The organism is Paenibacillus sp. JJ-100 (assembly GCF_948329825.1).
GTDB lineage: Bacteria > Bacillota > Bacilli > Paenibacillales > Paenibacillaceae > Paenibacillus.
This window is the reverse complement of record NZ_CAOJCM010000001.1, coordinates 195,474-207,980: the sequence shown is the minus strand read 5'-3', so window position 1 is coordinate 207,980 and position 12,507 is coordinate 195,474. Positions and strand designations below refer to the sequence as shown.

The following is a 12,507-nucleotide window of genomic DNA, read 5'->3' as shown; positions in this document are numbered from 1 at the left end:
CAATAAACGGTTTAATTCAAGGAAAAGCCTCCAAGAACGAATCCCGGAGGCTTTGATCTGGAACCACTTTAGTTCCGAATCCGACTGATTAACAGTCGAAGTAGAGGCTGTACTCATGCGGATGAATACGAATCGCAACAGCTTTAGCTTCATCACGTTTGAGATTGATGTAATTTTCGATAAACTCTTTCGTAAACACGTCGCCTTCAGTCAAGAACTCATGGTCAGCTGCGAGTGCATCCAGCGCTTCTTCGAGGGAAGCGGGTACACTGCGGATGTTTTCCTTGTCTGCATCAGACAAATCATAGATATTCTTGTCGAGTGGACCATACCCAAGTTCAGTCGGGTTAATTTTACGCTTGATTCCGTCCAGACCCGCCATCAGCATTGCGGAGAAGGCCAAGTAAGGGTTCGCTGTGGAGTCCGGTGTACGGAACTCAATCCGGCAGCCTTTAGGAGTTACAGCCGCTACAGGGATACGTACAGCTGCAGAACGGTTACCTTTGGAGTATACCAAGTTGACCGGTGCTTCGTAACCAGGTACAAGACGTTTGAACGAGTTTGTACTTGGATTTGTTAGAGCAATGAGCGCTGGAGCGTGGTACAGAATACCTCCGATGTAGTGCAGAGCCATTTCACTCAGGTTAGCATATCCGCCTTTGTCATAGAACAGTGGGGAATCCCCATCAAAGATAGATTGGTGAACGTGCATTCCGCTACCGTTGTCACCGAACAATGGTTTTGGCATGAACGTTGCTGCTTTGCCATATTGACGTGCTGTATTATGCACAATGTATTTATATACAAGCAAGTTATCTGCTGTCTTCTTCAACGTATCAAAGCGAAAGTTGATTTCAGCCTGACCCGCTGTTGCAACTTCATGATGGTGACGCTCAACGGACAGACCAGCTTCCTCAAGCAAACGACACATTTCGCTGCGGATATCTTGTTGGGTATCTATAGGAGCTACTGGAACATATCCGCCCTTTGTACGGATTTTGAAGCCAAGATTACCGCCTTCTTCTTTTCGGTTGGTGTTCCAAGCTGCTTCTTCAGAATCTACGTAATAAGAAGAGCTGTTCGTGCCACTCTCATAACGAACATCATCGAAGATGAAGAACTCGGACTCTGGTGCGAAGAACGCTGTAGTACCTACGCCACTTTCTTGCAGGAAAGCTTCAGCTTTAACTGCGATGCTGCGCGGGTCACGCTCATAACGCTCCCCATCCGGCGTAAAAATGTCACACATAATATTCAGTGTAGGGTGTGCAGTGAACGGATCGACATAAGTCGCTTCAGGGTCAGGCATCATAACCATATCGGACTCTTCAATACCGCGAAAACCTTGGATCGAAGAACCATCAAACGCTACTCCATTTACGAACGTGTCTGCATCAACAGCCGAAGCTGGCAAAGAGATGTGATGCACACGTCCAACCAAATCTACAAAACGAAAATCTACCCACTCGATGTTGTTATCTTGAATTGACTTCAATACGTTTTCAACCGACATGTATTCGTCCTCCCAAATATTCCGAACATTAAACAACCCCACGAAGAAAATGTCTATATATTCGAATTTTTTCTGTCGTCATTATAAAATTCAAAACATAACATCGTCAATACTTATGTAAGGTATTTTTTAAAACCATGTTAGATATACTTACATTGGAATTATTTAAAATTTCATATAACAACGTTTTATATTAACACTTGATCGGTTCAAAGCGGTGAAGCAAACTTAATAATCACCTGAATTTCTGAAAAACATAACATCACAAATGTTTTTTTGCCTTTGGTTAATAATTATGTTCACAACTTCAAAATAGACGAAAAACCGTACATCTTTCCAATTGTTCAAGGCGAACAATAAAAAGATGTACGGTTCAAATCTGTATAACCTTAGAATGACATGATTACTTTATACACCTGCACGTGACGGGAAGAAAGCAGCAGGCTGTTTCGCTGTATTGAATGTTTTACCCACAATTGGAGCAAGTTTCTCCAGATCTTGCAGCAAGTTTGCAAACTGATCAGGGAACAAGGACTGCACGCCATCTCCCGTCATAGAGTTATCAGGATCTGTATGCATTTCAATGATCAGACCATTCGCTCCAGCAGCTACCGAAGCTTTAGTCATTGGCTCGACCAATTCACGACGCCCTGTACCATGGCTTGGGTCAGAGATAACTGGCAGATGGCTCAGAGATTGCAATACAGGGATGGCCGATAAATCGAGTGTGTTACGTGTGTAAGATTCAAATGTACGGATACCTCGTTCACACAACATGACGTTTGGATTGCCACCTGCAAGAATGTACTCGGCCGCATTAAGCAATTCATCATATGTCGCACTGAACCCACGCTTCAGCAGTACCGGTTTGCCGCATTCACCCAACTTGCGCAGCAAGTCAAAGTTCTGCATGTTGCGTGTACCCACCTGCAAAATATCTGCATACTCTGCACAGATATCTACATATTCAGGCGTCATTACTTCAGTGATCGTTAACAGGTCATGTTTTTGACCCGCTTCTGCCATCATGATCAACCCTTCCACACCCGTTCCCTGGAAGCTATAAGGACCTGTGCGAGGTTTGAAAGCACCTCCGCGAAGTACTTGCCCACCTGCAGCTTTAACAAGTCCTGCAATCTCATCAATCTGTGCTGCGGATTCAACCGCGCAAGGTCCGCCCATAACGACAAGCTCTTTGCCGCCAATATCTACACCTTTAATCGAAATCACTGTGTCTTCGGGATGGAAGTCACGACTTGCCAGTTTGTATGATTTCGAAATCTTCACCACATTCTCGACACCCTTCATCTGACGCAGATGCTCCTGCATTTTCGGTTCTACTTTACCGATTAGACCAATGATAGTGCGATCCTCTCCGCGAGATACATGTGCTTGAAGCCCTTCCTTTTCAATAACATTAACGATATCTTGGATCTGATCCTCCGAGGTATTCTTGCCAGCAATTACGATCATAACTTTCCCATCCTTCCTTGTATAAGAGCATTTTTTACGCTATGCATCTGAATTGTTTATTCATTTTAAATATCACTTTTAGAACGGTCGTCTCTGTGTCACTTAAACGCTTGTTCGCTTTTAAGCTTTTAATCACTAAAGCAAATTTACCATATTTAATCCCTCACGTCAAGAAGTGATATTCTATCGGGCTCAATCTAGACGAAAAATATAGACAAAAAAAAAACATTCCAACGTGCATTACCCGAAAGTTCTGCACACTGGAATGTTTCTGTTCCCTTTTGAAATTAAGTCGTACGTGTCTTCTCTCTAACCGGAGGCAGCAATTTACTCATGTTCACCGTACGCTTGATTTCCCAAGTCTCTGGCTGATCATGCTCATACTGCTCCAGATACTGGATAACTTCCTTCGTAATAGGTGTTGGTGTTGATGCGCCTGACGTCACAGCTACCTTCTTAACACCTTTCAACCACTCCTGCTGGATCTCGGAGACATCCGACACCCGGTAGGCGGTCACACCCGCGATCTCCTCTGACACCTGTGCCAGACGATTGGAGTTATTGCTGCGCGGATCACCCACAACAATCACAAGGTCAGACTGGCCAGCCTGTTCAGCAACTGCCTCCTGACGCACCTGTGTAGCAAGACAGATCTCATTATGAATCTCGGCCCCAGGAAACTTCTCCAGCAGCTTGCTCATGATATGTTTAATATCCCACTGGCTCATCGTTGTCTGGTTGGTGATCAAAATTTTGCCCGCAGGCACTTGCAGTCCCTCAATCTCTTCTTCCTTTTCAATCAGATGGACATGGTCCGGTGCAACACCAATTGCACCTTCCGGTTCAGGATGATTCTTCTTGCCGATATAGATAATCTCATATCCTTCAGCCGTTTTCTCCCGAATCAGATCATGGGTCTTGGTCACATCGGGACATGTCGCATCCACTGTAGTGAGTCCTTTCTCCCGAGCCATCTTCCGTACCTCTGGTGATACACCATGAGCAGTAAATATAATTGTACCGCTCTCCACCTGACTTAGAATCTCCATCCGATTCGGACCGTCAAGTGTAATAATGCCCTCTTCCTCAAAAGAATCGGTCACATGTTTGTTATGCACAATCATGCCTAATATATAAATGGGACGTGGTAAATCCAGATTACGCGCCGCCTGACGCGCAAGCACCATGGCGTCCACAACTCCGTAACAATATCCTCGCGGCGAAATTCGCAATACTTCCACTTGGTTGCCACCCGCTTTCTTTTTCGGCTACACAGCCGATGTAATTGCAGTCGTTTCTATTATACCTTTATTCAATAGGCGGAGCAAAGACAACCGGCAGCCATACGATAAAGGTGGTCCCTTCTCCACGTTTTGTTACAACTTCAACAGACCCGTTATGCTCCTCGATAATCCATTTCGCAATGGATAATCCTAATCCGATACCTGGCGTTGCCCCGCGGGACTCATCGGCCCGGTAGAAACGATCAAATATAAATGGTACCTCATCTCGTTCCATGCCAATTCCCGTATCACTGATCCGTATTCCAACCTGCCCTTTGTATAATATAGCATCCAGTGTAACCGATCCCTCTGGGGTGTATTTAAAGGCATTTTCGATAAAAATGAACAGCATCTGTTGCAAATAATCCTTGCTTCCATTCACATAAATGCCATTCAGGATCGATAGATTTCCCGGAAGCCATTCTGCTTGACGATCTAGGAATTGCGCTCTGCGCGCCACTTCCTGCACCAGAATCTGAAGCGGAATGGGATTAAGCTCTATTCTCTGTCCGGTATCTGCTCTGGCAAGTGACAACATATCACTGATCAGTCGGCTCATGCGTTTGCCCTCATCGGCCATATCTTCTATTGCTTCCAGAGACATCTGCTTAATCGTTTCTTCATCCAGGTTTGGCCTGTCATCTCCCTCTTGCTCTTGATCCCACAGCTTCTTGAGAAAATCGACATTCCCCCGAATTGTAGTCAATGGCGTCCGCAGCTCATGGGAAGCGTCAGATACGAATCGACGCTGTGCTGCATTGGTTTCCTCCAGACCTCGGAAGGACAGCTCGGTACGCTCCAGCATGTTATTCACTGTCTCAATTAGACGTCCAATCTCATCTTTCGGTCCTGTGTATTGAATACGTACACTGAGATCATCCCCGGACTGTATCTTATTCGCTGCGTCAATCACATTAACCAAAGGACGCATAGACTTACGGGCAAGGATCAAGCCCGAGGTAATCGCAAGTGCCATAGCTACAAGCCATCCAAATACAAGAATGTTTCGTAACGATTCAAACAAACTTTCTTGCGAATTCACAACAGTCCCTACTTGAAGAACACCTTTGACGCTCGAAACACCATTGATTTTAATAATGATAGGATCTTGTTTGACCATAAATGGTGTTCCATTCACATATAGTTTTGTTATTCCCGGTTCACGAAGCAACTGTTCGGCACTCATAACTGGGAAATGCAGATTTACCTTCTCCATATTGTTGGAGCGATTATTGTTTCCTGTCTCATAATCTGATAACTGAATATAGATCTGGGAACCTTGCAATTCAATCTCTGTAAATGGATCTAGATTTAGATTCAGCTGATTAAAGAAGTTCAGATTGATCTGACTTAGAATTTTATTGCTTTTTTGCGACAGTTGATGTTCAACTTCCTGATAAGAATTAAAATATACAAACGCGTAAATGACAACACCCCAAAAAATCAGCACGGCTGCCAAAATCCCTGAATACCATGCGGTTAGTTTTAACCGGATGGACATGTTACGAGTCACCTCTCAAAATGTAGCCGGCTCCCCGGATGGTCTGAATGACACGTTTGCCGCCATGTTCTTCTGTTTTTTGTCTGAGCATCGCGATATAGACCTCTAGGACATTGGACTCTCCGCTATAGTCGTATCCCCAGATTTTATCCATAATCAGGTCACGGGACAATACCCGTCTCGGATTTTGCATGAACAGATTAAGCAATTCGAACTCTTTCGCCGTCAGTTCCAGACGTTTGCCATCCCGAAGCACTTCACGTGAGTCATTATCTAGAATAATATCTTCATACACCAGACGGTTATCCGGTTCACTACCCACATCTGCTTTGCGGCGCAGTAAAGCACGCACCCGAGCGAAGAGTTCTTCTAACGCAAACGGCTTCACCAAATAATCGTCAGCCCCCGTATCCAATCCGGTCACCCTGCTCTGCACTTCATCTTTAGCTGTCAACATCAATACCGGAACTTTGCTCCCGGCTTCTCTCAGTCTGCGGCACACCTCGAAGCCGTCAATTTGTGGCATCATGACATCGAGCACCACGAGATCTGGCTCCTTGTCCATCAACTTGCTAAGACCTTCTGCTCCGTTAGAAGCGGTCTGTACCTCATATCCTTCAAATGCCAAGCCGCGTCGCAGCATAGACACAATCTTTTCATCGTCATCTACAATTAAAATCGTTGAGCGCATGGTCTTTCTCCTTTACCATATCGTTGTACTCCCATTGTAACAGGCCAAAGCTCAATTCGCATCTTCCTCACATTGGGATTGGGACACAGTGCAAAAAACGGAAGGGCCAAGCCCTTCCGTTCTCTACTCCAAGCGTTTCCTCGGACAATTATTGCTGCTGTGTTTGTTCCGTATTGAAATCATTCTTATTACCAATCTTCACTTTTAAGTCTATTTTTTTGCCATCACGAAGAACATTCAGGGTAATTTCTCCGCCGACTTTTTGTGTTTTAATAAAGTCAATCAAATCTTGACTTGTTGCGTAAGGTGTACCATTTGCACCTGTAATAATGTCGTATGGTCTCAGGTCAGCCATATATGCCGGTGATTGGTACACGGTGCTTGCTACCACAGAACCTTCGGTAATATCCGTTCCCATTTGTTTTGCAACTTCGGGTGTGAGGTTCATAAGAGAAGCTCCGATAAACGGCACAGGTTCTTTAGGAACGTCTTTATTCTCCTTCAAATACTTCACTGCCTCAGACATGACACTCGACGGAATTGCAAAACCGATACCTTGCGCATCCGCACTTACGGCAACGTTCATGCCGATGACTTCACCATTCAGATTCAGCAACGGACCGCCCGAGTTACCTGGGTTAATGGAAGCATCTGTCTGCAGCAAATGGCTGTACTCACGTGTTTTGCCTGTTTCTTGGTCCGGGATACTAATCGTGCGTTCTTTAGCACTGAGGACCCCTGCGGTTACCGTATGCTCGAAACCTTCCGGGTTACCGATCGCTACAAGCCATTCACCAACTTGTGTATTGTTAGAGTCACCCAGCGGCGCAACAGGGAAATCTTTATCTCCACTATTTTTTTCAATTTTCAAAACTGCAAGGTCTAGATCAAAACTGCTTCCTAGCAGTTTAGCTTCATAAGGTTTGCTATGATTCTCAAGTGTTACTTGAATGACATCCGCACCTTGAACAACGTGTTGGTTCGTCAGAATATATCCTTCTTTGTCAAAAATAAATCCAGAGCCAATCCCCATCGGTACGAGCTGATTACTTGCTTGAGGCTGTTGACCTTGGTCTGGTTCCTGATTTCCACTTGGTCCGCCGAATCCACCACCAAAGAAATATTGATAAAGTGGATCATTCGTGTTTGCACCGCCCCGTCCAATACCGCTGCGTGAAGACTGTTTGGCAAGGGTGTCAATTTTAACAACGGCCGGACTGGCTTGCTTCACCACGGATGACACATCCTCTTTACCTGTTGGCAGTAAGGACGCCGTCACATTATTACTACCGCCTGTATTGCTCGGTGCAGCAGCTTCAGCTGCCGTTTCATTATTATTCACTAATGCAGCTTCTGGCGTGAACAAATTCGTTCTGTCAGCGGTATACATCAATACGGTAATCACCAGCATCCCGGCTATAAAAGAAAACAACAGCGATCTTACAGAAGACCGGGGTTTGCGGCTGTTATAGTTCCAATTGCCTTGATTGTTTCCACTGCCTTGTCCTGCATGGCCGGAGCCACTGCCCCCGGCTCCCCTTCCAGTTGAATCAGAGGTCTCACTGTTGTAGTGTACAGGTACAGGTTTTACAGGATCAGGCCTTGTAATCTCTACATTACCTTCTTGACGGCTTGCTGTATCTTCTTGATTCACGGACTGGAATGGTCCATAAGAATAATAATACGAGGAATCATCATTTCCGGCAGGATTACGATTCTCATTTTGATAGGTCTCTTTTTCTTCATCTTGTCGATTCGATTTATAATTACGTTCGTCCATGCCTCTCTACCTCCCAATCTCTTATTTGCAAGAGATATTCTTTAACTGTCTTTATTTTGTACTTTAAACCTTAACTGTACCTTAAAAACAATTAAAAAGGAGATAAAAGCCATTCAATATGGCTCCTTACTCCCGTCATAACAGCACTTTTAGCTCTTATGTTTGACCCATCCCTGACGGTGTGCATAAATCGCCAGCTGTGTTCGATCATCCAGATCACACTTCATCAACAGGTTGCTGACGTGTGTTTTGACCGTTTTGATACTAATATGTAATTCTTCTCCGATTTCTTTGTTGGTCTTCCCTTCGGCAACTAGTAAAAGAACTTCCTTTTCCCGTTCTGTAAGTCCGGACTCACTCTCCCTTGCCGTCCGCTGCCGAATTCCCCGTGTTAAAGCCTGAGAAACATCTCCCGTCATCACTGGCATTCCTCTATGAGCTCCTTGAAGAGCATAGATAAGCTCTTCCGCTGACACTGTTTTCAGCACATAACTTACCGCCCCTGCCTCAATAGCTTGAACCACGAGATCGTCTTCAAGAAAACTCGTTAGCATCACAATTTTCATGCCCGGGAATTCAGACATAATCGCTTTTGTAGCTTCTGCTCCATTCATCACCGGCATCATCAGATCCATCAGAATCAGATTCGGCATATCTGTATCTTTCATCTGACGAAGCTGGTCCAGTGCATGTTGTCCGTTCCCCGCTTCAGCGATCACATGAAACGTAGGCTCTAACATGAGATAAGTCTTCAATCCCATTCGAACCATATCATGGTCATCCACGATCATTACCTTTACTATGTCGTTCATACCGTCTCCCCCTCTAACACGTTCTGAAATTTCGGAATGAGCACACGTACTGTCGTTCCCGCTCCAGGCTTGGATATAATCTGCACCTGTCCCCCAAGCTTCTCCGCACGCTCACGCATCGTGGACAATCCGTAAGAACCGGGACGTTCAGGCTGCTGCAAGAAACCCTGCCCGTCATCACTGATACTCATACTGATCTGATGTTCCGATTCACGGATGGCCAGGCTGACTAGCCCAGCTTCAGCGTGCTTGACGACATTCGCTACAGCCTCCTGGATAATGAGAAACAGCTGGTGCTCAATGGCATCTGAGACTCCGCCATCCAGTTCCAGCTCTTTTACACCCTTTAGACCATTTTGCCGGCAATAATCCGGAAACCAGCTATCCAGTGCAGCAGCCAGGTCACGTCCTTCCAGTTCAACAGGCCGAAGCTGAGCGATCAGCCCTCGCATCTGACGCTGCGCGATATGAGACATCTGGATTAACTGATCCAGCACCTTACGCCCCTGTTCAGGATTCATCTCCAGCAGGCGTGGCAAGGACGAAGCTGACATATGCATGGCGAACAGTTGCTGACTTACTGTATCATGCAGATCTCTGGCCATCCGTTTACGTTCTTCGATAACAGCACGCTCGGAAGCTTGCTCTTGCTCAATCACTTCCTGCTCGCCAAGCCGCTGGAGCAGCCTCATTTTTTTCTCTATCGACTCCATCATCACATTAAATTCCTGATACACCCGGCCAAAAGAAGCATCGTCCGCTTCGGGCATACGAACCGATAAATTACCTTTGGACACCTTGAGCATGTTAAGATCCAGCAGATCAATCTTGCGTTGAAGACGCAGTGCTGCTACATATCCTGTGACGATCGTTCCGACAACGACAATGCTAATGTACGTCCATGCCCGAGTGCGCTCCTCACCCGTAAGCATATTGCCGTACAATATATAGAATCCACCCAGTGTGATCAATCCGGTTAACACAAAATACGTCATCAGTTCCCATTTGTTTGCTTTGAGAATTGTTCGAATCATGCGTTAACCCACCTTATTTACTTTGACATCGCCAATAAACACACTGATAATAATTCGCACTTTTTTGCCTGCCTCCCGATAATGAGCTGTCTCTTCTTGAGCACTACCCATAAATCCGCCACGTTTGTGATCGAGGAGCTTCATATCCCCGATAAATGAACTCGTCGTCAAAGAAATTCCAAGATCCATATCCTCCGGAACGAACACCTTAACATCACCAATGAAATGTGAAATGACAATTTTGGTCTCACCATATGGAATTTGAGCCTTGGTCAAATCAATCACCGTATCTCCTACAAACGCAGAGATATTCATCGGTTTCAGCGTAAACACTTCCTTGCCCATATAAAAGTCGCCGATAAACGTCGATTTATTATACGTTTTGTTGCCGTACCCTTCCTCATATCCATACTTTTGATGATATTGTCCAAAGTCTTCGAACTTCTGATCACCTGATTGTTGATTGTGATTTTGTTGAGAATGACCGTAATTTTCACCGTTTGCACTCTGATGCCATCCCTTTTGGGACTGCATGGATGAATACTTTCCGGAGACTGGCTCTGATGATTGTTTAGGTTTGCCAAACGTTTTCTCGAATTCTTCATCAAATGAAGAGGGCATCTCCAAGTCCTGCGGTGATAACGGCTCATATGGCTTCTCAGGTGGTGGCGGGGTTACGTCATCATGACGCTTCCGATCCCGATGTCCTGGTCCAATTAATACGTATAACCCGCCGCCAATGAGCAGAATTGGAATCAGATAACGGATGAATCCTCCTAGCGAATAATCGATTAACCCCATGTTACGTGCAAGGAAGAAACCACCAAGGGCGAGTACAATCACCGGCCCAATCGCAGCATATCCTCCGTTACGGCGGATCTCCGTTAATCCTTTAATTCCCCACCAGATTAAAAAGACGGGCCAATATGTTCTGAACAGGTATCCTATATCAATGTCATATCCTAATTGTCTGAACAAGATCAATGCGCCGATAGCAATAAGAGGTATACCAACCCACCAGCGGTCTCGCGTAGATCGTTTCATCACTCATGTCTCCTTTGACTTTATTCTATATCCAGTGTACCTCAGACATGACAAGGTTAACAGCGCCGACAGGTTGAAGTTGTCTCAGTCTCGAGACCGAGTTCTAAGGATAATTATGTAAAGTTTGATTCTAAAAATATAAACGAAAACACCCTGAAGCATGACGCTCCAAGGTGTTCTCATCTGTATTTCATTCTTGTTTGTTTGTGCAGAGATTAACCTATTCCTAAGCTATCTCCTTATGCAGTTCACAAACTTATTTATTCATTTTACCTGCACGGCCCGTTTGACCTGTGTTCTCTACACCAAACTCGGCGTTATATTTTTCGTCAGGTGTTTGGTAATTGTCTTGTACTTTGTTTTGAGCGGATTGCTTCACTTTAGAAGCAGCACTGCCCGTTCCATTTTCCTCAGCGAACTCTGCATTGTACTTCTCGTTCGGCGTTTGGTAACCTTGGGATTTCTTTGCCACAACGAATCACCTCTCTCTTCATATTTACACTGCTTTTTTGCAGTGCGGGGTTCGTCCCCAGTCAATATTATGTGAAGAGAGACTTTTTGTTATTCAGGCATAACATTCCATTATCAGATGGCTTTATCCAGCCAGGAATCAGGAACCATTTTATAAACATCAATCGCTTTAGATAACTCCGTCAGCATCTGTTCAGTACATTTTCCAGCGCCCTGTTTGATGACATGTACCTCAACATCTTTTTTGCCCCATTCTTTGTACACCTGCTTTGTCGTCGGAAAATAAAGGTCAATCTTATTTCCTTTGATGGCTGAACCTGTGTCAGCAACGATACCGTAACCATACCCGGGAATATACAAAATAGAACCCATGGGAAACAGTTTCGGATCAGCAGCAATGGTAGAAACCGTTTCTTTATCACGACGAACCTTCACTCCAGAATACGTTATACCGTATTGAGGATGTTTAGGTGTTTTACCTGTAGATTCGACTCCTGCTGTATATCCCGTTGCAGTCACCTTTTGAGTCTCAAGAATTTGTTCTGTACGAGGTGCTAACACGGGCATAGCCGGATCCATTACCCGCTTTGCTGGCAATTCAGGTTTAGGCAGCACAACAGGCTGCGGAGACCACAGAAACCCCAAATAAACGAGAGTCGTTAATTCAGCCTTGTCCGTATAAAGTGGCTTAACCGGATTGAACTCGGTTTTTTCCTGAACGTTTTTATCCTGAATATGAAGCACTGTGCTTTCTTCTTCGAATATATAGGCTTCGGCCTCATTGAAACTGATCAACATCCCGGCAAAAATAAAGCTGCACATGATGATTAACTTCAGGCTTGTTTTGAATTTTGGATTTTTTTTATTCATGGTATAACCTCCCCCTCACATGCAAAGGGTTACCA

The 12,507-nt window shown here is 45.0% G+C and carries 11 protein-coding genes; all 11 read right to left on the bottom strand.

What is annotated here, in order from left to right:
- Positions 1-88 precede the first annotated feature (88 nt).
- Complete coding sequence (gene glnA, locus PQG66_RS01065) at positions 89-1,513, bottom strand: type I glutamate--ammonia ligase (protein WP_272034161.1); 1,425 nt, start codon at positions 1,511-1,513, stop codon at positions 89-91.
- 408 nt (positions 1,514-1,921) lie between these two features.
- Positions 1,922-2,986, bottom strand: a complete 1,065-nt coding sequence (gene aroF / locus PQG66_RS01060) for a 3-deoxy-7-phosphoheptulonate synthase (RefSeq protein ID WP_272034158.1) — start codon at positions 2,984-2,986, stop codon at positions 1,922-1,924.
- A gap of 287 nt (positions 2,987-3,273) precedes the next feature.
- Positions 3,274-4,227 (bottom strand): 4-hydroxy-3-methylbut-2-enyl diphosphate reductase, encoded by a 954-nt coding sequence (locus PQG66_RS01055; RefSeq protein WP_272034156.1) that lies wholly within the window; start codon positions 4,225-4,227, stop codon positions 3,274-3,276.
- Between the two features lie 67 nt (positions 4,228-4,294).
- On the bottom strand, positions 4,295-5,770 hold the full coding sequence (locus PQG66_RS01050; RefSeq protein ID WP_272034155.1) for a sensor histidine kinase: 1,476 nt from the start codon (positions 5,768-5,770) through the stop codon (positions 4,295-4,297).
- Position 5,771: 1 nt separating this feature from the next.
- Positions 5,772-6,461, bottom strand: a complete 690-nt coding sequence (locus PQG66_RS01045; RefSeq protein WP_272034153.1) for a response regulator transcription factor — start codon at positions 6,459-6,461, stop codon at positions 5,772-5,774.
- 148 nt (positions 6,462-6,609) lie between these two features.
- Complete coding sequence (locus tag PQG66_RS01040; protein WP_272034151.1) at positions 6,610-8,241, bottom strand: S1C family serine protease; 1,632 nt, start codon at positions 8,239-8,241, stop codon at positions 6,610-6,612.
- Positions 8,242-8,390: 149 nt separating this feature from the next.
- The gene (locus PQG66_RS01035) at positions 8,391-9,053 is read right to left on the bottom strand and encodes a response regulator (RefSeq protein WP_272034149.1); all 663 of its coding nucleotides are present in this window, start codon (positions 9,051-9,053) and stop codon (positions 8,391-8,393) included.
- The gene (locus PQG66_RS01030) at positions 9,050-10,087 is read right to left on the bottom strand and encodes a HAMP domain-containing sensor histidine kinase (protein WP_272034146.1); all 1,038 of its coding nucleotides are present in this window, start codon (positions 10,085-10,087) and stop codon (positions 9,050-9,052) included. Before PQG66_RS01030 ends, PQG66_RS01035 begins: the two co-directional genes overlap by 4 nt.
- A 3-nt stretch (positions 10,088-10,090) precedes the next feature.
- Positions 10,091-11,131, bottom strand: a complete 1,041-nt coding sequence (gene liaF / locus PQG66_RS01025) for a cell wall-active antibiotics response protein LiaF (protein ID WP_272034145.1) — start codon at positions 11,129-11,131, stop codon at positions 10,091-10,093.
- A 256-nt stretch (positions 11,132-11,387) separates the two neighbouring features.
- The gene (locus PQG66_RS01020) at positions 11,388-11,603 is read right to left on the bottom strand and encodes a hypothetical protein (RefSeq protein WP_272034143.1); all 216 of its coding nucleotides are present in this window, start codon (positions 11,601-11,603) and stop codon (positions 11,388-11,390) included.
- Between the two features lie 113 nt (positions 11,604-11,716).
- On the bottom strand, positions 11,717-12,472 hold the full coding sequence (locus PQG66_RS01015) for a 3D domain-containing protein (protein WP_272034141.1): 756 nt from the start codon (positions 12,470-12,472) through the stop codon (positions 11,717-11,719).
- Positions 12,473-12,507 lie beyond the last annotated feature (35 nt).

Coding starts and splice junctions, on each gene's coding strand:
- aroF (WP_272034158.1), bottom strand. CDS start 2,986: ATGATCGTAATTGCTGGCAAGAATACCTCGGAGGATCAGATCCAAGAT.
- PQG66_RS01015 (WP_272034141.1), bottom strand. CDS start 12,472: ATGAATAAAAAAAATCCAAAATTCAAAACAAGCCTGAAGTTAATCATC.
- PQG66_RS01035 (WP_272034149.1), bottom strand. CDS start 9,053: ATGAACGACATAGTAAAGGTAATGATCGTGGATGACCATGATATGGTT.
- glnA (WP_272034161.1), bottom strand. CDS start 1,513: ATGTCGGTTGAAAACGTATTGAAGTCAATTCAAGATAACAACATCGAG.
- PQG66_RS01045 (WP_272034153.1), bottom strand. CDS start 6,461: ATGCGCTCAACGATTTTAATTGTAGATGACGATGAAAAGATTGTGTCT.
- PQG66_RS01030 (WP_272034146.1), bottom strand. CDS start 10,087: ATGATTCGAACAATTCTCAAAGCAAACAAATGGGAACTGATGACGTAT.
- PQG66_RS01040 (WP_272034151.1), bottom strand. CDS start 8,241: ATGGACGAACGTAATTATAAATCGAATCGACAAGATGAAGAAAAAGAG.
- liaF (WP_272034145.1), bottom strand. CDS start 11,131: ATGAAACGATCTACGCGAGACCGCTGGTGGGTTGGTATACCTCTTATT.
- PQG66_RS01050 (WP_272034155.1), bottom strand. CDS start 5,770: ATGTCCATCCGGTTAAAACTAACCGCATGGTATTCAGGGATTTTGGCA.